This window comes from Corallococcus silvisoli (assembly GCF_009909145.1).
Classification (GTDB): Bacteria; Myxococcota; Myxococcia; order Myxococcales; family Myxococcaceae; genus Corallococcus; species Corallococcus silvisoli.
This window is the reverse complement of the sequence record NZ_JAAAPJ010000012.1, coordinates 150,745-174,426: the sequence shown is the minus strand read 5'-3', so window position 1 is coordinate 174,426 and position 23,682 is coordinate 150,745. Positions and strand designations below refer to the sequence as shown.

Below are 23,682 nucleotides of genomic sequence, written 5' to 3'. Positions count from 1 at the left end.
GGCAGGCAGCCAATCGAAATCCGGCCGCGACCCGTGGTTTATCGCGCCTTGCACCCATCCTGTAGCGGTCTGTAGCCTAAATTTTGCGGTGGGGCGCCGGACGGTGTATTCCGCTCGGCTGCACGCTTGCCGGAGCATGAATGGTCGACAGCACGGATCTCGCCCAGGTTCTCCATGAGGCGCATGACATCGCCCGCAGCGTCGCCCAGAAGCCCACGTCGGCCCATGTGCTGCTCGCGCTCTTCACGGTGGAGAACCGCGCCCAGCTCCTCCTGAAGGAGAAGGGGGTGGACGAGGACGCGCTGCTGCAGCTCATCACGGAGGCCCCCGCGGAGACGGGCAACGTGGTGCAGGAGTTGACCGCGCGCGCACGGGAGCTGGCCAGCACCTTCCGTGCGGGCGAGGCGGACTGCCTGCATCTGCTCATCGCCATCATCCGCAAGCGCTGCGCCGCGAGCGACCTGCTGGGGCGGACGGGGCTGGACCTCATCTCCCTGTCCAACACGGCCCTCGCCTACTCCACGAGCGGCGGGCTGCCGCGGAGGCTCCAGCCCGGCTATGGCCAGGCGGTGGCCACGCGCGCCCCGGTGAGCCGCCCGGTGGGCGCGCCGCCGTCGCCCCTCCCCTCCTCCACGTTCGCGCTGAGCGTGCCGCGCCCGGCGCCCGTGGCGACGCCCCCGGTGACGGTGCCGCCGCCGGCCGCGCGCATGACGCCCGCGCTGTCGCCGCGCGACCTCATCGACGTGGACGAGGACCTGAACACGGCGGAGGCCCCCTCCGAGCCTGAAGTCCCGCCGATGCCCCGGATGGCGCCGCCCGCCCCCGCGGCCCCGGTCGCCCGAGCGGTGCCGCCCCCCGCCGCGCCGCCCGCGCCCGTGGCCCGGCCCGCGGCGCCGCCCCCCGCGCAAGCCAAGGGACAGGGCCTGGCGCTGGATCCCAAGGCGTATCCGATGCTCACGTCGCTGGGGCGCAACCTCAGCCAGGCGGCGAGAGAGGGGAAGCTGGACCCGGTGGTGGGCCGCGCGCGCGAGGTCGAGGAGGTCATCGACATCCTGGGCAAGCGCCGCACCAACAACCCGTGCCTCCTGGGCGAGCCCGGCGTGGGCAAGACGGCGGTGGTGGAGGGCGTGGCGCAGCGGCTGCTGGGCCTCCGGGGGACGCTGGCGGAGAAGATCCTCGTCGAGCTGGACATGGCCACGCTGGTGGCGGGCACGCAGCTGCGCGGCTCCTTCTCCGAGAAGCTCAACGCCCTGAAGGACGAGGTGCGGCGGGCCGAGGGCCGCGTGGTGGTGTTCATCGATGAGATCCACACGCTGGTGGGCGCGGGCTCCACGGGCGACGGGCCGCAGGACGCGGCCAACGAGCTGAAGACGGCGATGGCGCGCGGCGAGTTCCCCTGCATCGGGGCGACGACGCATGACGAGTACCGCAAGTTCATCGCCGCGGATCCCGCGCTGGAGCGCCGCTTCACGGCGGTGGTGGTGAACGAGCCGTCGGTGCCGGAGACGGTGCAGATCCTCCAGGGCATCATCGGGCGCTACGAGGAGCACCACGCGCTGCGCTACCTGCCGGAGGCGCTGGAGGCGGCCGCGTCACTGGCGAGCCGCTACGTGACGGACCGGTTCATGCCGGACAAGGCCATCAGCGTGGTGGACCTGGCGGGCAGCCGCTGCCACCGCGAGGGCAAGCACCGGGTGGACGCGGCGGATGTGGCGCGCGTGGTGGCGAAGCTGGCGGGCGTGCCGGAAGAGCGCCTGTTGATGAACGACTCCGCGCGGCTGCTCCGGCTGGAGAATGACCTCGCGGAGCGCGTGATTGGGCACGCGGACGCGGTGGGCCGCATCGCGCGGGTCATCCGCCGCAACTACGCGGGCTTCAGTTCGCGCCGGCCCATGGGCAGCTTCCTCTTCCTGGGCCCCACGGGCGTGGGCAAGACGGAGATGGCGCGGGCGCTGGCGGAGGTGCTGTTCGGCAACCGGGACGCGCTGGTGCGGCTGGACATGAGCGAGATGTCCGAGTCCCACGGTGTGTCGCGCCTCATTGGTTCGCCCGCGGGCTACGTGGGCTTCGGCGAGGGTGGTCAGCTCACGGAGCCGGTGCGCCGACGGCCGTCGTCCGTGGTGGTGCTGGACGAGATCGAGAAGGCGCACCGCGAGGTGCAGATGCTGCTGCTCCAGGTCCTGGAGGAGGGCCGGCTGACGGACGGCAAGGGCCGGCACATCGACTTCTCCAACACGGTCATCGTGATGACCACGAACCTGGGCGCGGAGGCGTTCTCGCGCACGGGCCGAGCGGTGGGCTTCGGCGCTGCGGATGCGGCGGCGGGGAACGCGCTGGACCTGGCGGCGGACACGGCCCGCAAGGCGCTGCCCCCGGAGCTGTGGAACCGCATCGACGAGCGGCTGCCGTTCCGTCCTCTGGCGGAGCAGGAGGTGGCGAAGATCGCCACGCTCATCCTGGCGGAGAGCAGCAAGCGGCTCGCGACGGAGCGCGGCATCGTCTACACGGCGGGCACGGACGTGGTGGGCCACCTGCTGAAGTCCGGCGGTTTCGACCCGCTGCTGGGCGCGCGGCCGATGCGCCAGGTGGTCCAGCGGCTGGTGGAAGGCCCCCTGGCGGAGCGCATCCTCTCTGGCGAGTTTGGCGCGGGTGACCGCGTGCGCATCGCAGTGCAGGCCGGACAGCTTCAGTTCGCTCGGGACGCCGCCTGACGGCGGCGCGGCGAGGCCGGGGCGCACCGAGCGGGGGCAAGCGCTCCGTACCGCGCTCGAAGGGGGCTCCGCGCAGCGAGTCCAGGCGGAGCACTCCGGCTTCGCCCGCGAAGGCGCGGCGTGCCCGGGTCGTCATCGTCGGCGCGGGACGTCTGGGCGGCGCGCTCGCCCTGGCGCTCCAGGCGAAGCGCTGGCCCGTGCGCGTGTACTCGCGCGACGACGCGGGCCGGGAGCGCACTCGGGCCCTGGGGCTGAAGCCCGCGACCCTGGCGGACCTGGAGAAGGCCCGCGTCTGCGTGCTGTGCGTTCCGGACGCGGTGGTGCCCTCCGTCTCCCAGGCGCTGTCCCAGGAGCTGCCGCGCTCGGTGGCGCTGGTGCACACCGCGGGCGCCCTGCCCCTCTCCGCCCTCGAGACACAGCGAGGCCGAGCGGTGGGCTCCTTCCACCCGCTCTGCGCCGTGTCCTCCGCGCGGGATTCGCTCGCGGGCCACACGGCCGCCATCAGCACGCGCTCCCCTGCCCTGCGCGCCCTGCTCCAGCGCATGGCGGAGGACGTGGGCTTCGCGATGTTCGACGTCCCGGAGCGACACCGGGCCGCCTACCACGCGGGCGCGGTGCTCAGCGCCGGTGGACTCGTGGCGCTGGCGGACGCGGCGGTGGGCGCGCTGGGCGCCGCGGGAATCGAACCAGAGGCGGCATTGAAGGCGCTGCTGCCCCTGATGCGCTCAGCCCTCCGAGGCATCGAGGCGCGCGGCCTCTCAGGCGGACTCACCGGCCCCATCGTCCGGGGCGACGCGGGCGTCGTGGCGGCGCACCTGGCGGCGCTGCCCGCGGACATCGCTCCGCTCTACGCACGGCTCTCGCGGCGGGCCCTGCGGCTCGCGGCGGACCGACTGCGTCCGGAGCCGCGCGCCGCGCTGGAAGCCCTGCTCGAAGAGCAGTGACGGCGCGCGTCCCGGGGGACCCCGGACGCGCGCCCCTCCCACCCGACTAGGTGAGGATGATGCGCGGGCTCTGGAGGGCGCGGCGCACGATGGCCAGGGCCTGCTCGGACGCGGCCTCGGCCTCGGTGAGGCGGCGCAGGCAGACGTCGCCCGGCACCGACACGGAGCGCTTCAGGTCCGCCAGCAGCGTCAGCGCCGCCTGGAGCATCTCCTTGCCCTGCGGGGACTCCGCGGCCGGCTGGCCCGCCGCCTGGGCCACGTGCGCGGTGAAGCGCTGCACCGCGTCCATGGTCGCGTTCGGGTCGTACTTCTCCAGCAGCGGCTTCAGCCGGTCCGGGTTGATGCGGATGAGGCGCAGCGCGCCGACCTTCTGGAAGGCCGGGTGCACCAGGCCGATCTCCGACATTTCGAACGCGCCCAGCAGCCCCTCATCCGGCGCGCGGTGCGAGTGCGGCACCACGTCCACGAAGAGCGCCAGCGGATCCGCGCCCTGCTTGAACGCCTCCAGTTCCTCGTCGTCCAGCGGCGGGAAGCTCGCGGGCGTGCCGATGAAGAGCAGCGGCAGCACCACGTCGTGCCAGAACTCCTCCGGCGCGGAGCCCGTGCCCCCCACCGTGGCCACCAGGTGCGTCATCAGCTCCGCGAGCCGGGGCGCGCGCTCGGCCTGCTCCGCCAGCGTCTTGCCCTGCTCCATGCGCTGCAGCGACGTGACGATCTGCCCCTCGAACTGCTGGCGCGCTTCCGGCGGCAGCGGCGGCTGGGTGCGGCCCAGCGCGTCACGCACGTCGCGGGCGAGCGCGTCCGTCTTCGACTCCAGCGTCTGCTTCGCCTTGGCCGAATCCACCACGATGAACTGGAGGAAGCCCGGGTCGAACAGGCGCTGGTAGTCCTGCGGCGCCAGCTGCTGCGGCTGCCCGCCCAGGGCCTGCGCGGGGTTGGTGCCAAAGCGCACCTGCCCCAGCGAACGGCGGATGTCGCTGGCCAGGTCGTCCAGGCGCGTCAACTTGCCCTGCGCCAGCGCGTCCATCACCGCCCCGAACGGGGACAGCATGATGATCGCCTGGGGGAAGCCCAGCGAGGCGCCCTCGGGCGAGTCCCGGTTGGGGAACCAGAATGCCTGGTGCTCCGTGATGAGACGCAGCGCGAAGCCACCCGCGAGCCCCAACGCCGCGCCCTGGTGGTTCGGGTTGTTCGGGTCGAACTTGCCGCCCAGCAGCTGGATGACCGACTTCTCCACGTCCGCCCACGGCGCCTTCACCAGGTCGACCGGCTTGCCTTCGGCCTTCTCCAGCGCGGCGGCGATCTGGAGCTGCGCGTTGTGGACATGCTGCGGGACGGGAAGCGCCTGGGGCTCGGCGGGTTCGGACATGTGAAAGGTTCCTGTGAGAAAGCGACGCGATCCCTTACCGTGAAAATCGCGTTCGTGACTACGAATTGTGGTCGGTAGGATGCTCCGCCATGTCAGCCTCTCGCGGGCCTGCCCGCCAGCCCGCCATCCTCGCTTGTCTCCTCCTGCTGACATCCGGGTGTGCTTTCGTCGCACCCCGTTTTCCGCAAAACGTCCAGGCCTCGTTCGCCCGCGACGAGATGCACAAGCTGACGACCCGGTCGATGGAGCTGTACTACCCGGTCCACCTGCGCACGACGGCGCTGCGGGTGGCGGCCCGGATGGAGTCCTGCGTGGACCGGCTGCGCTCCGACGCGTGGAGCCAGACCGAGCGCAAGCGGGTCCTCGTCTACCTGACGAGCGCGGACTTCAACAACGCCTACGTCCAGTCGGAGTTCGCCAGCACGCCGCAGCAGATGGTGCTGCCGCAGCACATGACGCTGGAGCAGTTCAACCTCCTGGGGTTGGGTGAGACGGACATCGGCGACGTCGCATGTCACGAGTCCGTCCACTACGTGCAGATGCAGCAGGTGGGCGGGGTGTGGAGCGCGCTCAACCTGGTGACGGGCGGCCTCTTCCAGCCCAACATCTTCACCGAGTCCTGGTTCCTGGAAGGCCTGGCCACCTACTACGAGGGCCGGCTGGGCAAGGCCACCGGCAGGCCCTACAGCCCGGTGTGGCGCGGCTGGTGGGAAGGGGCGGTGCAGGCCAAGCGCGGCGAGCTCAACGCGGGCTACCTGTCTCCGGAGAACCGCGCGCTGGATCCGTTTGGCGGCAACTACCTGAGCGGCATGCACTTCGTGGAGTATCTGGCCCGGACATACGGCGAGAAGCGCCTGTGGAAGCTGGTGGACGAACAGGGCAGCTCGCTCTTCCCGCCCATCGCGGTGACGCTGCGGTTCAAGCGCGTATACGGCAAGGACATCGGGTCGCTGTTCAGCGAGTACGAGGAGAGCCTCCAGAAGAACCTCCAGGTGCGGGAGCGCCCCGCGACGCAAGCGGTGCTCGTGCCGGACGCGGGCTACTTCGCGAGGCTCGCGGCCAACCCCCAGGACGGCAGCACGGCGCTGCTGAGCGTGGGGCGCGAACAGATCACCCGGCTCACCGTGCGCGACCGCGACGGGCGCGAGCGCTTCAGCCGCGCGCTGGTGCAGCTGTTCCCAGGGCGCCGGTGGGTGGTGGCCAGCCCCTCGCTCGTCAGCGGCATGACGTTCAGCCGCGACGGCGCGTGGCTGTACCTGGTCAGCGCGGACGTGGACTCGGTGGGCAGCTACACGGCGAAGCTGTGGCGGGTGGACGCGCGCACCGGTGACGTCGTGCGGCTGTGGGACGGGCTGGAGGGCATGGGCGGCGATGTCACCGAGGACGGCCGGGGCTACGTGTTCGTGGAGGTGCGCGGCGACGTGGCGAACCTCGTGCGGCTGGACCTGGAGTCCGGCCAGCGCGAGCGGCTGACGGACTTCCGGGCGCACACGGCCTTGGGCCCCCCCGCGTCCTCGCCGGATGGCGGGCAGTGGGTGTTCCCGATGGAGGGCACGGAGGGCTGGGACCTGGTGCTGCGCGAGCCGGACGGCTCCCTGCGCTGGCTCACGCGCGACGGGCTCTTCAACTACTCGCCCCGGTGGCTGGACGCGGACCACCTGGCCTTCCTGCGCGAGTCCGAGGGCCGGCTCCAGGTCCACGTGATGACCGTGTCCACCCGGCGCATCGAGCGCGTCACCGACGCACCCCACCTGACGCTGGACGTGGCGTCCGTGGGAGGGGACTCGGTGGTCTTCCTCAACCGCGACGGCACGAGCTTCACCGTGGATCGCGCGCCTCTCACCGAGGCCCTGGCCGCGTTGCGCGCGCCGCCCGTCACGGCCGTCGCGGCGACGGGGACACCGGGTGCCGACTCCGCCTCCGTGAGGCCCGTCTCCCCTCCCCTCGATGCGGCCCTCTCCGCTCCAGGCGATTCCGTGGCGGGTGCGCCTGTCGGCATGGCTTCCGGAACAGGCGCGCGGGCAGCCATCGCCAACGCGGACGCGGGAGCACCGGGGGCGGTGCCACCGGAAGCGACGTCATCGCCCTCCAGCCCGTATGCGCAGGGCACGGCCTCTCCGCCTCCGGACGCGCAGGACGACTTCGCCACCTTCCCCGGTCAGCCCCCGGCTCCGGCGGATGCCTCCACTCAGGGTCCGCAGGTCGCGACTCCCATCCCGGAGCCGGTCGCGCCACCTCCGCTCCCGGTGGATCCCGCCCACGATCTGGAAGCCCCCGTGGCTTCCCCGCCCAGCGCCTCCCGCGAGGTGGAGGTCCTTTCGGACAAGCCCTACTCGCCGCTGGAGGGCTTCTTCATCCCGAACTACCGGGTGCCCTATTTCTACACGGTCCCCAACGACGTCGATAACGAGGACCCGTACCTCGCGGCGGGCGTCTCCATCGCGGGCCAGGACCGGCTCGGCTTCCACGCCTACGCCCTGACGCTCACCTACGACACGAAGGAGAAACAGCCCAGCGTGTCGTTCGCCTACGGCAACGCGCAGCTCTCGCCCTTCTACATCCAGGTCTCCGGGGCGCGGCTCCGCGAGTCGGACCGCACCGACCTTCAGGCCACGGCGTTCGCCACGCGCGCCTTCTGGACGACGCCCGTGTCGTTCGGCCTGCTCGCGCTGGACCGCCGGTTCGACGCGACGGATCGCCGTCCGGCCATCACCACGCGTCTGATTGGCCCGGAGGTCGCGGCCTCGTACTTCGCGGGCGAGGGCACCTCCTACGGCGGCACGCAGCGCGGCCTGGGGTTGTCCGTGAGCGGTGGCCTCTTCCCGCAGGCCTTCGCGGGCGATGCCACCGTGGGCGACGTACGGCTGGGCGTGGATGGCTACCTGGGAGGTCTGCCCTTCACCGGCAAGGACAACCTCATGCTCTCCGTCACGGGGCGCGCCCTCCCCGGAGCACCCGACGGGCTGCTGGAGGTGGGCGGCCTGCTCCCGGGACAGGCCTTCTTCATCAACCGCGACAGCACGAGCGACGGCGGCCTCCCCCTGCGCCTCCAGCCGGGCCTCGCCTTCAGCGAATACCTGCGCGGTTACGAGGACCACACCTTCCGCGCGCGCAACGTGCTCATCGCCAACGCGCGCTACCGGTACCGCTTCATCATCGACTACGGCTGGGCCTCCACGCTGTGGGTCCTGCCGTCCCTCTTCATCAGCCAGTTCGAGCTGGAAGGCTTCGGCGCCATCGCGCGCACGGACAACCGGGCCAACCACGGAGCCGTGGGCGGCTCGGCTACGCTGCGGCTCACCATGGGCCAGGCGTACGCGCTCGCCTTCTTCTACCAGTACGCGCACCGCTTCGAGAGCGGCTTCGGCGACCTGCACATCGTGGGCATGACCTTCTAGTCCGCCTGGGCGCGAGGGACGCGCAGGCCGAACAGGCCCGCCTCGCGCGCCACCGCGAGCACCGCGGACGGCACCAGCTCCGACGGCTCGATGCCGCGCGCCAGCTGCTCCCGCACCTGCGTGGAGGACACCTCCGCCAGCGGCGGCCCCACCGTGTCCGGCGCCGGGTAGCCCGCGCGGTAGAGCACCAGCACCCGCGCCATCCGCTGGATGCGGTCGAAGTCCTTCCAGTGCGGCAGGTCCCTCAGGATGTCGCTGCCGATGATCAGCGAGAACTGGATGTCCGGGTGGCGCTCCACCAGGAACGCCAGCGTGTCCACCGTGCGCCCGCCACCGCCCACCTCGCGCTCCACCAGGCTCGTCTGGAGCCAGCCGGACGTCTCCTGGCACAGCGCGTCGCACATGCGCACGCGCTGCTCGAAGGACTCCAGCTGCTTGCCGAACGGATGGTGGAACGTGGGCATCAGCCACACCGCGTCCACGCCCTGCGTCGCATGGACGTAGGAGGCCGCCATCAGGTGGCCCACGTGCGGCGGGTTGAACGAGCCTCCGAGCAGCGCGACCTTCACGGCGGGCCTCTTATTTGACGGTGAGCTTCGTCGAGCGCGAATCGACCTGGATCACCCGGGGCGGCAGCACCAGGTGTCCATCCAAGCGGAACGCGGAGAAGCTCAGGTTGCGATCCACCTTCTCCAGCAGGCCGCACGTCTGCTCCGCGGCCCCCACCAGCCGGCCTGGCGTGACGAAGTAGCGCGGACCAATCTGCACCACCGCGGGGTCCGGCTCCTTGCCGTGGATGAACACCAGCGCGTTGAGCAGGTCGTCGCGCACCAGGTCGTTCTTGTCGTGCACCACGCAGCAGAGCGTGTCCCCCACCAGGTCCATGGCCTTGTTCGCCACGGTGGGGTCCCGGTAGGCCAGCGAGTCGCGCTCCGGCACGCGCACGAAGCGCTCCATCACCAGCCGCCGGTCATCCTCCGACGCCAGGTCCGCGGGGGCTTCGCGGGTCACGGGCGTGCGCGGACGGCCCTCCTGGGGCGCCACCAGCCACTGCGTCACGTCCGCCAGGAAGTCCGCGTCGGAGTACTCGCGTCCCCCCCGGCTCTTCTGCCTGCGCCACAGCACCCATTCATCCAGGTCCGTGTAGCGCGCGCCGGTGAAGAGGAAGCGCCGGGCGCCCTTCGCCCGCAACAGCTCATAGGCCGCGTCGAAGGCGCCCAGGTCGCCGTGCGTATCGGAGAAGACGCCAATCACGTGGAGGTCACCGGCCCGGAGCGTACAGCAGGGCGGGCTCGCGGTGCTTGCGGAAGGCCTCCGTCTGCACCTCGAAGCCCTCCAGCATCCGCTCCAGGCTCCACCCCTGCTCGATGCCGCGGCGCACCTGGTCCGTGCCGCACAGCAGGTCGAACGCGGGCACGTCCTCCACGAACTCGTACGCGTCCGCCCGCCAGTCGAAGTGCCCCGGCCCGATGTCGTGCAGCGCCTGGAAGATGGCGATGCCGGTGCGCAGCGGCTGGAACGCGCGCCGGTCCGTGACGTGGATGAACGCCCCGCTGCACGACTGCCCCTGGTACTTGTCGAACGTGGGGGTGAAGCCCACGGGCCGGAAGGCCACGCCCGGCAGGCGCTCCCGCTCCAAGCGGGCCAGGAGCTTGTCGGTGTCCACCCACGGCGCGCCGAACTGCTCGAAGGGGCGGCAGGTGCCGCGGCCCTCCGACACGTTGGTGCCCTCGCCCAGGCACATGCCCGGGTACACGAGCGCCGTGTCCGCGGTGGGCATGTTGGGCGACGGCGGCAGGAACGGCAGGCCCGTGTCGCTCCAGTGCATGTCGCGCGTCCAGCCCTCGCACGGCACCACCGTCAGCTCACAGCCGAAGCCCTCCTGCGCGTTGAACAGCCGCGCCAACTCCCCCGCCGTCATGCCGTGGCGGTTGGGCAGCGCGTACAGGCCCACGAAGGAGCGGAAGCGATCCCCCACGAGGTTGCCCTCCAGCGACACCCCATCCAGCGGGTTGGGCCGGTCCAGCACGTAGAAGGGCACGCGGGCCTGGGCGGCGGCCTTCATCGCCAGCGCCATCGTGTAGACGTAGGTGTAGTAGCGGCTGCCCACGTCCTGGATGTCGAACACCAGCGCGTCCAGCCCCTTCAGCCACTCCTGGCGCGGGGAGAGCGATTCGAAGGTGGAGCCGTAGAGGCTGTGCACGGGGACGCCCGTCCTGCGGTCGCGCGCCTCGTCCACGGCCACCATGTACTGGGCCTCGCCCCGGATGCCGTGCTCCGGCCCGAAGAGCGCCGCCAGCGTCACGCCCTCCGTCCCCGCCAGCAGGTCCGCCAGGTGGCGGAAGCGCGAGTCCACGCTGGTGGGGTTGACGATGGCGCCCACGCGCTTGCCCTTGAGCGCGGAGAAGCCCTGCGCGGCCCACACATCCAGTCCCGTCTTCACCTTCGTCACGTTCGCTCGCCTCTCCCCGTGGCCCACGATATGCGCGGGAGGTCAGTTCGCGGCCAGGCGCTTGAGCGCGCTCGTGGCCGCCTTCTTCGAGTCACAGGTGCTCAGGCCCAGGATGCCGCTGGAGCTCCCGTCGTTCGGACCGCCGTCGTCCGCCAGCGACTCCAGCGCCCTGCGAGCCGCCTCCAGGCGCAGGCTGGCCACGACCTCCGCCGCGGACGAGCGCACGCCGCACTGCTCGTGCTTCAGCAGGGAGATGAGCCGGGACGTCGAGTCCCCGTTGCTCACGTCCTTGCGCAGCGCCTGGGAGTAGAAGCTCATCGCGCCGCCCCAGTTGCCCTGCGCCTCCTCCAGCCGGCCGCTGAGATACAGGCGCTGGGCCGGATCCTTCTCGTCCTTGATGAGCCGCCGCGCCTCGCCCACGCGGGTGGACTTCTCCGCGCCGGATGTGCCCTCCACCGCGCGGATGGCGCGCAGGGTCGCGCCGTCCCCGGCCGCGAGCAGCCACACGCCCACCAGCACCAGGACCAGCGCCGCGCTCACCGCCCACCCGGCCACCGTCGACGACAGCTTCGAAGTGATGGCGGGCGGCAGCCGGGCGTACATGCGAGACCAGAGCGCATCCGTCGCGGAGCGCGCCTGCTTCCCCAGCACCGTGGCCCGCTGCCCCACCGCCACCGCGCCCATCGCCGCCCGCTGCCCCACCGCCACCGCGCCCACCGCCGCGCGCTGCCCCAGGGCGCCCAGGTCCAGCCCCGGGTCGGCCACGCGCGACAGGGCCAGGTTGCCGAACGGCGGCATCGCGGACTCGTCCACGGGCGACACCACCGCGTCCGGCGAGGGGGCCTCCACCCGGTAGGGCGCGCGCGGCACGCGGAAGACGCGGATCTTCCCCGGGATGCCCTTGAGCTCGAAGGCGCCCACCTCCTGCGACGGCACCTCCGCCTTGTTCATGGAGAGGTAGACGGCCTCCGTGAAGAAGACCTCGCCCGCGTCGGTGATGCCCTCCACGCGGGCCGCGATGTTCACCGGCTCGCCGAAGATGTCGTTGTTCTCCACCCGCACCTCGCCCACGTTGACGGCGACACGCACGTGGATCTGGTCCTGCTCCAGCAGCGCCCGGTTGTGGTGCCAGAGGCGGTCCTGGATGGCGATGCCGCTGAGCACCGCCTGGGTGGGCGACTCGAAGGTGACGAGGAACGCGTCGCCAATGGATTTGATGATGCGTCCACCGAAGGCCCGGAACAGCGGCGCGAGCAACGCCTCATGCACCTGGAGCAGCCGCTGGTTCTCCTCCAGCGTCTGCCGACTGGTGCGTTCGGTGAAGCCCTTGATGTCGGTGAAGACGATGGCGAGGTTGGCGGTCTTCAAGGCCGGCGCAGTGTATGCAGCGCGTCGCGCGAAGCAATCGCTCCCGACCGCGCCTTCCCGCTCGCTGTCAACGCTTCGAAGGTTTGAGCACCCGCATGGAGCGCTTCTCCGGCGCGGCGAGCTGGGCCCTCACCTTCGCGGCGAGCTGGGGCCTGGCCGTCCGGTCGTAGAAGGCCGCCAGGGTCCTCAGGACACCCGGGCTGTCGGGCTGGGCGTCGCGCGCGGCCAGGAACTCCCGCTCCGCGTCCAGCGTCCGCCCCTGCTTCTCCAGCACCGCCGCCAGCTGCATGCGCACCTGCACCCACGCGGGCCGGGACTTGGACAGCGGGCGGTAGTGCAGCTCCGCCTTGAGCCAGTCCCCGGCCTGGGCCCAGAGCCCCGCGAGCCGGAAGCGCGCGTCGTCGTAGGACGGGCGCAGCTCCACCGCCTTCTCATAGGCACGGATGGCGTCGAAGGTGGCCCCCCGCTCCTCCAGGAGCTGGCCGCGGAGGAACTGGACCCGGGGGTTGTCCGGGGCCTCGCGCAGGGCCGCGTCCAGATGGACCCCGGCGCGCTCCAGCTCCGGGGCGCTGCCTCCCTTGAGCAGCAGCCGCGCGGCCTCCATCCGGGGCAGCTCCCACCGGGGCTGGGTGAGCACCAGCCGCTCCAGGGCGGCCAGGGCCCCGGCGTCATTCCCCGCGGACTCCAGGGCGAGTGCGTCCGCCAGCGGGCTGGGGGCCGCCTGCGCCGTCAGGACCGGAGGAGACGGTGCGTCGGAGGCGCCCGCCAGCAACGCCACCACGAGAACCCACATCATGGATGGCAGATAGCAGAGCCAGGTGGGGCACCTCAATACTTCCCCTTGACGGGCACCCGGCCTCGCATGAAACCCATGATCGTGCAGATTTCCCAAAGGACGTTGGAAGACCTTGGTTACTCGGAAGTGCTCCGCGCGCTGACGCAGCGCTGCCGCACGGAGCCAGGCAAGGAGCGAGTGCTCGCCCGCCCCTTCCACGACACCGAGGCGGAAGTGGCCGAAGCGCTGGCGCTCGTGGACGAGGCGCGCTTCCTGTCACAGCAGCAGTTCTCCCTGCCCCTGGGCGGCGTGACGGACCTGCGCACCGCGGTAGGCCACGCCGAGAAGGGCGGCGTGCTGGAGCCCCGGCAGCTCATCGACGCGGCCCAGCTGCTCTTCGCCTTCGCGCGCACCCGCGAGGCGCTGGACGAGCGCAAGGAGCGAGTCCCCCGGCTGGTGGAGATCTCCAAGCGCCTGCCCTTCCTGGAGGCGATGGCGCGCCGGTTGGATCAGTGCTTCGAGCCGGACGGGGAGATCTCCGACCGCGCGAGCCCCGAGCTGAAGGAGGCGCGCGACCGGGCCCGCGGCCTGCACCGGCGCATCAAGACGCGCCTGGACGAGCTGCTCCACGACGAGTCCTTCACCCCCAAGCTGCGCGAGAACTACTACACGCTGCGCAACGGGCGGTACGTGGTGCCGGTGGTGTCCAACTACCGCTCGGAGGTGGACGGCATCGTCCACAACGCCAGCCAGACGGGGCAGACGCTCTTCATGGAGCCCCAGGCGATGGTGGGGCTGGGCAACGACCTGGCCATCGCGCAGTCGGAGGTCGCGGAGGAGGAGCTCAAGGTGCTCCAGGAGCTGAGCAAGCTCGTGGGCCGCGAGTCCTCGCGCATCCTGGAGGGCCTGGAGGCGGTCGCGGAGCTGGACGAGGTGGAGGCCATCGCCATCCTCTCCGCGGACCTGGACGCCACGACGCCCACGTTCGTGGACGTGAAGGAGCTGCAGCTGCGCGCGCTGCGCCACCCGCGCCTGGTGCTCAAGGGCTCGGAGGTGGTGTCCAACGACGTGACGCTCACCGACAGCGCCCGGGCCCTGGTGGTCTCCGGCCCCAACGCGGGCGGAAAGACGGTGACGCTGACGGGCGTGGGCCTGTGCGCGCTGATGCTGCGCGCGGGGCTGCCCATCCCGGTGGGCGAAGGGTCGCGGATGCCGCTGTACCGCTCCGTGCATTCGACCGTGGGTGACACGCAGGACCTGACGCAGGGCCTGTCCTCGTTCAGCGGCCACGTCACCCTGCTGCGCGACATCCTGGCGGTGGTGGGCGCGGACTCGCTGGTGCTCATCGACGAGATCGCCGCGGACACCGATCCGCGCGAGGGCGCGGCCATCGCCATCGCGGTGCTGGAGGAGCTGCTGGGCAAGGGGGCGTACGTCCTGGTGACGACGCACCTGGAGGAGCTCAAGGCGCTGGCGCACATGGACCCGCGCTTCCTCAACGCGCGGGTGGGCTTCGACTCCAAGCGGATGGCGCCCACGTACCGGCTGCAGATGGGCGCCGCCGGCCAGTCGTCCGCCATCGACGTGGCGGCGCGGGTGGGCCTGCCCTCGAACGTGTGCGAGCGCGCGCGGGAGCTGTCGCTCAACGCGGGCGGTCCCCTCACCAAGGCGCTGGCGGCGGCGGAGGATGACCGGCGCAAGCTCTACGAGGAGCTGGAGAAGGCGCGGCTCGCGGCGAAGGAAGCGGAGGCGCTGCGGGCGGACCTGGAGAAGCAGAAGGTCGCCTTCGAGCGCGAGCGCAAGGGCCGGATGATGCAGTTCAACGAGGACGTGCACCTGGCCAGCGAGCACGCCGCCCAGGAGGTGCGCGACCTGCTCGTGAAGCTGCGCTCGGAGCAGAGCGAGAAGGCGCTCTCCGAGGCCCGCCTGCAGCTCCAGCAGCGCGCGGAGGAGGCGCAGAAGCGCGCGGCGGCGGCCAAGGCGGAGCTGTTCCAGGTGGAGGCCCCGGGGCCCGCGAACCTCAAGGTGGGTGCGTGGGTGCACCACTCCGGCCTGGGCCGGGACGTGGAGATCCTGGAGCTGACCGAGGGCCAGGCGGTGGTGTCCGCGGGCGGCGCGCTGAAGATGCGGGTGCCCACGACGGAGCTGTCCGGCTCGCGCACCCGCAAGCCGCAGCAGACGAAGTTCCCGGAGCAGCGGAAGGGCGAGGCGGCCCTGAAGCGCGCGGCCTCCGCGGCCCCCGCCCAGGTGGACGCCACGAACTTCCGCTGCGACGTGCGCGGCATGCGCGCCGACGACGCGCTGGCGGAGCTGGAGACGTTCCTGGACCAGGGCCTGCGCAAGGGCGAGGAGGCCGCGCTCATCATCCACGGCCACGGCACCGGCGCCCTCAAGCAGGCCATCCGCGACCACCTGGCCGCGTCGCCCTACATCCGCATGTTCCGCCCGGGTGAAAGCCACGAGGGTGGAGATGGCGTCACCGTGGTGTCCCTGCGCGGCTGATGCCACGGGATGGAGGCGGGGTCTGGACGGCCCCCTCCCTCCTTTCGAGCCGGGTTGAGTACAGTGCGGCGCCATGTATCGGCTCTGCCTGCTGGGATGTGTGGTGCTGCTGGCTTCCTGCGGGGAGAAGGCTCCCGACGAGGGAGCGATCCGCGTGGCCGTGGCGTACGGCTCCTTCAAGCCCGCGTGCGTGCGCGTGGAGGTGAAAGACGCGAACGGTCACCAGGACGGGACGGACATCCCCTCCACCCAGTTCAAGAACGCCGACAAGCCCGAGATCCTGGTCGCGGTGCGCCGCAAGCCGGAGTGGGACACCGCCCTGAGCGTGACGGTGTCGTCGTACGCGGAGGCCGCCGGGAACCGGTGCACGGGCGACGCGGTGGAGGGCCACACCAGCGGCTCGCCCGTGGTCGTGCCCGCGAAGGCGTTCGCCCGCTGGGACGTCCGGCTCGCCGCGGAGGACGCGGACCAGGACGGCCACCTCGTGGGTGCCATGTGGGACCGGGAGCCGGACTGCGACGACTCGAACGCGGCCATCCATCCGGGCGCCGTCGAGACCTGTAGCTCCACCGTCGACCTCAACTGCAATCAACGCGTGGGCTGCCAGGAGGCCAACTGCGGGGGCTCGCTGTGCGACGACGGCAATGCGTGCACGACGGGGGATCACTGCGAGGGAGTAGGCCTCGCGGCGAAGTGCATGCCGTCCAGCACGGTGTCGTGCCCCCAGCCAAGCGGAGTCTGCGACGCGCGACAGGAGTGCAAGCCCGCCACGGGGCGGTGCGAGGCCGTCGAGTCGACCGAGGGCAGGCCGTGTGACGACAACAACGGGTGCACGAACAACGACCTGTGCGGGAACGACGGGGCATGCCGTGGCACTCCGCGGACGTGCGAGTCCGCCGAACAGTGCAAGGAGACTCAGGGCACCTGTGAGCCGGCCACCGGGCTCTGCTCTTTCGCTCCCCTTCCGAATACGGCCTCTTGCCAGGACGGGCTGACGTGCACCACTCCCGACCTCTGCGACGGACAAGGCCACTGCGTGGGCACGCCCACGGCCTGTATTCCGTCTCCGTGCTACCGGGTCAAGCAGGTGTGCACGACGAGCGCTGAGTGCGCTTACGAGGTGGACGTCAACGCGGCGTGCACCACCTCCGGGGGTGTCCCGGGTGTGTGCCTGGCGACCGCCGAGTGCAGCCCGTTCCCCTACCGGCCCCTCAACTTCGACCCGAATGCCATCGCGGCCGCGGACATTGGTGAGCTCAAGACCAGTGGGAACGTGACGTTCGACACCACCGACTCCAGTTGGACTCCCGCCAGCTCCGTCCCGACCCGGGCCACGCTCAAGATCGTGACGCTGCAGCAAGGTGCTGGAAATCCGCCTGCCCTGCTCATCCCGGTGCGCACCCTCGAGCTGAATGGGACACTGCAGATCAAGGGCCCCCTGCCCGTCATCCTGGCCGTCTACGGCGACGCGACCGTGAGCCAGTCCATCCTCGCCACGGGCAGCATCCTGAATGGAAACGCGGAGTGTGGTGCGTCCGCTGGCGGCGCTGGCACCTTCGGAGGAAAGACGGGCGGAGGCGGAGGTGGGGCGGCCAATGGCACCACGGGCGTCGAAGGTGGCAGGGGCTACAACAACGGTCAGAGCCAGGGCACCGGGGGCGCCAGCCGCTCCGCGCTGGCGGAACCGCTGCTGGGCGGCTGCCCGGGTGGCAATGGCGGAGGCGCGACGCCCCAGCCGGAGGCAGGCAAGGGCGGAGCTGGCGGCGGTGCCATCCAACTCTCGGTCGCACGCACCCTGACTATCTCCAAGGTCATCTCCACCAGCGGTGACGGCGGTACGGGTGGTAAGGCGGGCGGCAACAAGGGTGGAGGCGGCGGAGGCGGCGGCAGCGGTGGCCGTGTGGTGTTGGAAGCCTTCCAGTTGTCGCTCACCTCCGCGGCTCGCATCACCGCCAATGGCGGCGGCGGTGGAAAGGCGGGCACCAGTAACAACAATGCCGGCAGCAACGGAGCCAATGGATCGCAGGACACGGCCGCTCCCGCCGGTGGAGGTACACAGGGAAACACGACGGGAGGCGAGGGCGGCGGCGGCGGTGCGTTGTCAGCCGCGCCTGGCCGAGGTGTCGACGGGATCAAGGATTTCGCAAGCACCGAGGGCGGCGGCGGTGGAGGTGGCGGCAGCGTGGGCTACATCCACCTGCGCAGCGTCAAGAATTGCACGCAGGAAACAGGCGCCATCCTCAGCCCCAACGCCACGGGAGGCTGTGTCACCCCCTGAACAAGGTGTCTCGCATGCCACTCCATGCGAGCAAACATGCCCAGGAGGAATGACAGGAAATCAATAACAAACAAACGAAGCATCACGACACGACACCGGGTCTGGATTTGGCCAGCCCCTCCAATGCCTTCGTGTCCTGGAGCCTGCGCCCTACGTTTTGGCACCTCATCGCTGATCCAGCGCACCAGCACCGCCGGTGGCATTGGCCGTGGCCTGTCCATCGACAACCCGCAGGTCAACAATCCATGATGCGCACAGGCCACTGACGCTCCAGCATCCCCGCCATTTCGTGGCCCCCGGGCCGCCCCCCTTCCTCGGCGGCGGCCCTTCTTCTTCGCCCGGGCGGGCGACCTGCCGTTCATCGATGCACGTTTCAGAACCGCCCCCCGCCAAGGCACTGGTCATCCCAGGCGGGAGCCACGAAGTTCCATCGCCTGGGCTGGCCTTCCACCAGGGAAGGCGCATCCGAGCGTGGAGACGCATGAGCGCGGTGGACGACGTCCTTCGGGGCGGAGGCGCCTGTGGCGCCCTGATGCGACAGGTGGACTGGGCGAACACGGCCCTGGGGCCGGTGGAGACGTGGCCCCAGTCACTGCGAACCACCATCGGCATCCTGCTCGCGTCGGACTACCCCCTCTACCTCGCGTGGGGCCCGAAGTACGTCCAGCTCTACAACGACGCGTACCGCCCCATCTGCGGCCGCACCAAGCACCCCTCGGCCCTGGGACAGGAGGCCGCCGTCACCTGGCCGGAGGTCTGGCACATGCTGGGCCCAGACTGGGAGCGCATCCGCCAGACGGGCGAGGCCATCTTCGTCGAGAACTTGATGATGCCGCTCGACCGGAACGGCTTCGTCGAGGAGTGCTACTTCACCTACAGCCACTCGCCCGTGCGCGACGAGTCCGGCGGCGTGGGCGGCATCTTCGCCGCGCTCACCGAAACCACCGGTCAAGTGGTGGGCACCCGGCGGCTCGACACCCTGCGCGAGCTGGGCGCGACCACCACGGAGCAGGCGACCACGGACGAAGCCTGCCGCGAAGCGCTGCGAGTCATCGCCACCAACCCGCACGACGTGCCCTTCGCCCTGCTCTATCGGGTGGATGACACCACCGGCGCGGTCCACCTCGCGGGAACGAGCGGACTCGCCCGGGGCGGCGAGCTGGCCCCGGAGACCCTCGCCCTCCCGGAAGACCTCCCGGCGACGGACCTCCCCTGGCCCCTGGGCCCCGTCCCCCGCACCGGCGCCGCCTTCCTCTGGGAGAAGCTGCCCGGGGAGTCGAGCACCGTGGCCGCGGGGCCGTGGCCAGAGGGGACGGCCTCCGCGTGGGTGCAAGCCCTGCCTCGCGCCGGCCATGCGCGGCCCGCGGGCTTCCTGGTGACGGGCCTGAGCCCCCGGCTGGCGCTCGACGCGAAGTACCGCGGCTTCCTGGAGCTGCTGGCCCGAGGCGTGACGACGGCGATCTCCGGCGCCCAGGCGCGCGAGGAGGAGCGCCGCCGCGCGGAAGCCCTGGCCGCGCTGGACCGCGCGAAGACGGACTTCTTCAGCAATGTGAGCCACGAGTTCCGCACGCCCCTGGCGCTGATGCTGGGGCCCGTGGAGGACGGCCTCCAGGACGCACTGGAGCCGCTGGGGCCCCGTCAGCTCGAACGGCAGCGGACGGTGCACCGCAACGGCCTGCGGCTGCTCAAGCTCGTCAACACACTGCTGGACTTCTCCCGCATCGAAGCGGGCCGCATCCACACGAGCGAGGTGCCCACGGACCTCGCCACGCTCACCGGAGGGCTGGCCAGCGGCTTCCGTTCCACGGTGGAGCGCGCGGGCCTGTCGCTCGTCGTGGACTGTCCCCCGCTGCCACACGCCGTGAGCGTGGACCCGGAGCAGTGGGAGAAGATCGTCCTCAACCTCATCTCCAACGCGTTCAAGTTCACCCACCACGGCGGCATCCACGTGAGCCTGCGGTGGGAGGGCTCCCAGGTGGCGCTGCGCGTGGCGGACACCGGCACGGGCATCCCTCCCGAGGAGCTGCCGCGCATCTTCGACCGCTTCCACCGGGTAGAGGGCGCGCACGGGCGCAGCTACGAGGGCAGCGGCATCGGACTCGCCCTGGTGCGGGAGCTGGTGCGGCAGCACGGAGGCGACGTCCACGTGGAGAGCGTCTCCGGCCAGGGCAGCACCTTCACCGTCACGCTCCCCACCCACGAGGCGTCAGCTCCCCATCCTTCCCTGGGAACCGGGAAGGCGCCCGGGCCGACGCGGGCCTCGCCGAGAACGACCGCGGCGGCGTTCCTGGAGGAAGCCTCCGGATGGCTGGGACCGGAGACCCGCCCCGAACCGGACACGTCCGTCCCCTCGCCCACCACGAGGAGGACGGGCGGCCACATCCTGTTCGTGGATGACAACGCGGACATGCGCGCGTACGTGGGCAGGCTGCTGGCGGAGCGCTTCGAGGTGACGGTCGCGGACAACGGACTGGAGGCGCTGGAGGCGTGCCAGGTCCGCGTGCCGGACCTCATCCTGAGCGACGTGATGATGCCGGGGCTGGATGGCTTCGGGTTCATTCGCCAGCTGCGCGAAACCCCGAGGACCCAACACGTGCCCGTCATCCTCCTGTCGGCGCGCGCCGGGGAGGAAGCCACGGTGGAGGGGCTGCGCATGGGCGCCACCGACTACCTGGTCAAGCCGTTCTCCGCGCGCGAGCTGCTGGCGCGCGTGGAGGGCAACCTCGCCGCGGCGCGGGCCCGGCAGGAGCAACGCCGGGCGGAGCAGGAGCGCGAGAAGCTGACCGCCGTGGTGGAGCAGTCCTCGGACTTCATGGGCATCGCCAACCCGGACGGACACGCGGTGTACGTCAACGAGGCGGGCCAGCGGATGGTGGGACTGGACGGGCTGGAAGCCGTGCGGAAGACGCAGGTGCTCGACTACTTCCAGGAGGAAGACCGGCCCTTCGTGCGCGACGTCATCATGCCGCGCCTGCGCGAGGAGGGACGCTGGGAGGGAGAGTTCCGCTTCCGGAACTTCCGCACCGGCGCCACCGTGCCCGTGCACTACAACCTCTTCACGCTGCGCGACGCCAGGACGGGGGAGGACATCGGCGTCGCCACGGCGAGCCGCGACATCACCGAGCTTCACCGCCGCGAGGCGGAGGCACGGGAGCGCGCGGAGTTCGAAAAGCAGCTCATCGGCATCGTCAGCCACGACCTCCGCAACCCGCTCAACGCCATCCTCCTGTCCGCGCACGCCCTGCTCCAGCGCGACGACCTGGGCGAGCGCGCGACGAAGAACGCGGGCCGCATCATCAGCAGCGCCGAGCGCGCGAACCGCCTCATCCGCGACCTGCTGGACGTGACGCAATCACGGCTGGGCGGAGGGCTCCCCGTGCACCGCAGGCCCATGGACTTCCACGAGGCCGCCCGCCAGTCGCTGGAGGAGGTCCAGCTGGCGTTCCCGGAGCGACAGGTGGTGCTGGAGCAGCAGGGCGACGGCCGAGGCGAATGGGACGAAGAGCGCCTGGGACAGGTGGTGCAGAACCTGGTCACCAACGCCCTCCGCTATGGCGATCCCAACGCCCCGGTCCGCGTGGCCACGAGAGAGGACGGCGCGGACCTGATGCTGGAGGTCCACAACCGGGGCCGCCCCATCCCACCGGACATGCTGCCCAGCCTCTTCCAGGCCATGCGGCGCGGCCCCCACGAACAGGGACGGGCTTCCCGAGGCGTCGGGCTGGGGCTCTACATCGTGCAGCAGGTGGCGCGCGCGCACGGAGGCCACGTGAGCGCGACGTCCAGCGCGGAGGACGGCACGACCTTCACGGTCCGCCTGCCCAGGGTCGCGCCCCCGGCCTACGACACCGCGCCATGAGCCCGCACCCGGGCTTCACTCATCGCTGCGCAGCGCGATGGCCAGCGACACGCGCAGCGCGCGGCGGGCGGGAAGCCAGCAGGGCCACCATGCCCAGCAACAGCGGCACACCGATGAACGTCATGGCGTCGAACGTGCTCACGCCGGACAGGCCGCGCGAGGCCCACCGCCCCCACCGCGACGCCCATCGCCCGGCGGCAGGAGGCCCGGGGTCGTGAGCCCCGCGCGCACGCGCTGTGCCGGTCCCCCACCGGTCAGCGTGAAGTCCAGCGCCGTGACACCTTCGATACCTTGGAAGGCACTGGAGTGCTCGCGCCACGCGCGGAGGTACGACACGGACACCCCGCCCCGCTCGCGCTGGGGCGTGGACTGGTACAGGTGAACCAGCTCCTCCGGTTCAGGGTACGGAAGGGGCCGGAGCAGCACCTGCTACACCAGGCTGAAGATCGCCGTGGTGGCACCGATGGCGAGCGCGAGCGTGGCCGCGACCACCGTCGTGAACGCGGGCTCGCGGCGCATCCGGCGCAACGACAGACGGACGTCTTGGAGGAGTTGGGACATGGCATCAATTCCTGTCGGGCTGCAACTCTAGCGCCACCGGCCCTCCGCCCGGACAGGGCACGGTCTCCCCCGCCATCAGTGTCCGCTCATGGCACGGCGCGTCCCGGGAGCGGACAGCCGCCCGGCTTTTTTCGGGAGTAAAGGCGGCGGCCGGACGTATATGGCGCCCATGCGCTACGCACTGATGACGGCTTCGTTCCTGTGGCTTACGGGATGTTCCCACTCGACGTCGGCGACCCCGACGTCGCCCTCTCAATCCCAGACAGCGCCCGTGTCGGCGCAGGCACTGGTGGACGCACCGGACCGCACGGAGGCGGACCGCAAGCTGGACGCGGGCCGTCACCCCGCGGCCCTCATTGAATTCGTGGGCGCGAAGCCCGGCATGCGCGTGGCGGAGCTGATGGCGGGCGGTGGCTACACCACGGAGCTGCTGGCGCGCGCGGTGGGGCCCACGGGCAAGGTGTACGGCGAGAACCCGAAGGTGGTGCTGGAGCGGTTCGCGGGGAAGCCGTGGCAGGAGCGGCTGGCGCGGCCGGTGAACCAGAACATGGTGCGCCTGGATCAGGAGCTGGACGCGCAGTTCCCTCCCGAAGCGAGCAACCTGGACGTGGTGGTGAGCAACATCATCTACCACGACACCCCGTGGCTCGGCGTGGACCGGGCGAAGATGAACGCGGCGGTGTTCCAGGCGCTCAAGCCCGGCGGTGTCTACGTCGTCCTCGACTCGAGCGCGAAGCCGGGCTCGGGCATCACGGACGGCTCGACGCTGCACCGCATCGATGAGCAGGTGGTTCGCGACGAGGTGCTGGCCGCAGGCTTCCAGCTCCAGGAGGAGAGCAACGCCTGGCGCAACCCCGAGGACACGCGCGACTGGAGCTCCAGTCCGAGCGCGGCGGGCGAGCGCCGCGGCACCAGCGACCGGTTCGCGCTGAAGTTCGTCAAGCCTCAGTAGGGAGCGACCCGCACGTGGCGACCCAGACGTTCAAGGCGAAGCTCGAAGTGGCCAATGACGTGGGAGGCCGCTTCGTCCAATGCCCCTTCGACGGGCGCGAGACCTACGGCGAGGCACGGCCCGCCGTGGTCGGCACGGTCAACGGGCATCCCTTCCGGAGCCGGTTGATGGTCTACGGCGGCAAGACCTACCTGGGCTTCACCAAGCAGGTGCGCGAGGCCGCGGACATCCAGGACGGCATGATGTTGAAGATCGTGCTGGAACGGGACACGGCGCCTCGTGAGGTCGAGGTCCCTGACGACCTCCAGCGCGCGCTCGACGCGGAGCCCGCGCTTCGGGACGTGTTCACGAAGCTCTCCTTCACGAACCGGAAGGAGATCGCGCAGGCGCTCACGGAGGCGAAGCGCGAGGAGACCCGCGCGCGTCGCCTGACCCAGGCCCTGGAGAAGCTGCGCGCCCGCGCGATGGAGTAGAGTCAGGCGCTCGCATGGCGCCCACCCAGCCCGCTCCTCG

At 71.2% G+C, this 23,682-nt stretch carries 16 protein-coding genes; 8 read left to right on the top strand and 8 right to left on the bottom strand.

Annotation, left to right across the window (positions count from 1 at the left end):
- The first annotated feature begins 140 nt into the window (after nucleotides 1-140).
- Both GTY96_RS24100 and GTY96_RS24095 read left to right on the top strand, forming a co-directional pair.
- Nucleotides 141-2,711 (top strand): AAA family ATPase, encoded by a 2,571-nt coding sequence (locus tag GTY96_RS24100; protein ID WP_161665941.1) that lies wholly within the window; start codon nucleotides 141-143, stop codon nucleotides 2,709-2,711.
- The gene (locus GTY96_RS24095; RefSeq protein WP_268903973.1) at nucleotides 2,708-3,655 is read left to right on the top strand and encodes a Rossmann-like and DUF2520 domain-containing protein; all 948 of its coding nucleotides are present in this window, start codon (nucleotides 2,708-2,710) and stop codon (nucleotides 3,653-3,655) included. The genes GTY96_RS24100 and GTY96_RS24095 overlap by 4 nt, the downstream gene beginning before the upstream one ends.
- A 46-nt stretch (nucleotides 3,656-3,701) precedes the next feature.
- On the opposite strand, the gene GTY96_RS24090 is transcribed toward GTY96_RS24095, so the two are convergent.
- Complete coding sequence (locus tag GTY96_RS24090) at nucleotides 3,702-5,024, bottom strand: hypothetical protein (RefSeq protein WP_143905087.1); 1,323 nt, start codon at nucleotides 5,022-5,024, stop codon at nucleotides 3,702-3,704.
- Nucleotides 5,025-5,242: 218 nt separating this feature from the next.
- On the opposite strand from GTY96_RS24090, the gene GTY96_RS24085 reads away from it, so the two are divergent.
- Nucleotides 5,243-8,422 (top strand): hypothetical protein, encoded by a 3,180-nt coding sequence (locus GTY96_RS24085; protein WP_235685815.1) that lies wholly within the window; start codon nucleotides 5,243-5,245, stop codon nucleotides 8,420-8,422.
- Here GTY96_RS24085 and nadD read toward each other — a convergent pair.
- From nadD to GTY96_RS24060, 5 genes are all read right to left on the bottom strand, one after another.
- Nucleotides 8,419-8,991, bottom strand: coding sequence for a nicotinate (nicotinamide) nucleotide adenylyltransferase (nadD, locus tag GTY96_RS24080; RefSeq protein ID WP_143905085.1), 573 nt, complete (start codon nucleotides 8,989-8,991; stop codon nucleotides 8,419-8,421). The two genes, GTY96_RS24085 and nadD, sit on opposite strands and share 4 nt — an antisense overlap.
- A 10-nt stretch (nucleotides 8,992-9,001) precedes the next feature.
- Nucleotides 9,002-9,676 (bottom strand): hypothetical protein, encoded by a 675-nt coding sequence (locus tag GTY96_RS24075; RefSeq protein WP_143905084.1) that lies wholly within the window; start codon nucleotides 9,674-9,676, stop codon nucleotides 9,002-9,004.
- A gap of 7 nt (nucleotides 9,677-9,683) precedes the next feature.
- Nucleotides 9,684-10,874, bottom strand: coding sequence for an exo-beta-N-acetylmuramidase NamZ family protein (locus GTY96_RS24070; protein ID WP_143905083.1), 1,191 nt, complete (start codon nucleotides 10,872-10,874; stop codon nucleotides 9,684-9,686).
- A 42-nt stretch (nucleotides 10,875-10,916) separates the two neighbouring features.
- A complete protein-coding gene (locus GTY96_RS24065) occupies nucleotides 10,917-12,242 on the bottom strand; it encodes an adenylate/guanylate cyclase domain-containing protein (RefSeq protein ID WP_143905082.1) in 1,326 nt (441 codons plus the stop codon).
- A 67-nt stretch (nucleotides 12,243-12,309) separates the two neighbouring features.
- Nucleotides 12,310-13,038 carry a tetratricopeptide repeat protein gene (locus GTY96_RS24060; RefSeq protein ID WP_143905081.1) on the bottom strand — a complete coding sequence of 243 codons (729 nt, stop codon included), beginning with the start codon at nucleotides 13,036-13,038 and terminating at the stop codon, nucleotides 12,310-12,312.
- Nucleotides 13,039-13,113: 75 nt separating this feature from the next.
- On the opposite strand from GTY96_RS24060, the gene GTY96_RS24055 reads away from it, so the two are divergent.
- The 3 genes from GTY96_RS24055 (at nucleotide 13,114) to GTY96_RS24045 (ending at nucleotide 21,656) form a co-directional block, all read left to right on the top strand.
- The gene (locus GTY96_RS24055) at nucleotides 13,114-15,519 is read left to right on the top strand and encodes an endonuclease MutS2 (RefSeq protein WP_143905131.1); all 2,406 of its coding nucleotides are present in this window, start codon (nucleotides 13,114-13,116) and stop codon (nucleotides 15,517-15,519) included.
- Nucleotides 15,520-15,592: 73 nt separating this feature from the next.
- Nucleotides 15,593-17,797: a putative metal-binding motif-containing protein gene (locus tag GTY96_RS24050; protein ID WP_161665939.1), complete on the top strand. Its 2,205-nt coding sequence runs from the start codon at nucleotides 15,593-15,595 to the stop codon at nucleotides 17,795-17,797.
- 481 nt (nucleotides 17,798-18,278) lie between these two features.
- Nucleotides 18,279-21,656: an ATP-binding protein gene (locus GTY96_RS24045; RefSeq protein ID WP_161665938.1), complete on the top strand. Its 3,378-nt coding sequence runs from the start codon at nucleotides 18,279-18,281 to the stop codon at nucleotides 21,654-21,656.
- A 138-nt stretch (nucleotides 21,657-21,794) separates the two neighbouring features.
- Here GTY96_RS24045 and GTY96_RS37790 read toward each other — a convergent pair whose 3' ends face one another.
- Complete coding sequence (locus tag GTY96_RS37790; RefSeq protein WP_235685814.1) at nucleotides 21,795-22,082, bottom strand: hypothetical protein; 288 nt, start codon at nucleotides 22,080-22,082, stop codon at nucleotides 21,795-21,797.
- A gap of 3 nt (nucleotides 22,083-22,085) precedes the next feature.
- The gene (locus tag GTY96_RS38340; protein WP_268903971.1) at nucleotides 22,086-22,217 is read right to left on the bottom strand and encodes a hypothetical protein; all 132 of its coding nucleotides are present in this window, start codon (nucleotides 22,215-22,217) and stop codon (nucleotides 22,086-22,088) included.
- Nucleotides 22,218-22,488: 271 nt separating this feature from the next.
- On the opposite strand from GTY96_RS38340, the gene GTY96_RS24035 reads away from it, so the two are divergent.
- Both GTY96_RS24035 and GTY96_RS24030 read left to right on the top strand, forming a co-directional pair.
- Entirely contained in the window at nucleotides 22,489-23,169 is a 681-nt protein-coding gene (locus GTY96_RS24035; protein ID WP_328700984.1) for a class I SAM-dependent methyltransferase, read from the top strand.
- Nucleotides 23,170-23,183: 14 nt separating this feature from the next.
- A complete protein-coding gene (locus GTY96_RS24030; protein ID WP_161665936.1) occupies nucleotides 23,184-23,642 on the top strand; it encodes a YdeI/OmpD-associated family protein in 459 nt (152 codons plus the stop codon).
- The last annotated feature ends 40 nt before the right edge of the window (nucleotides 23,643-23,682 follow it).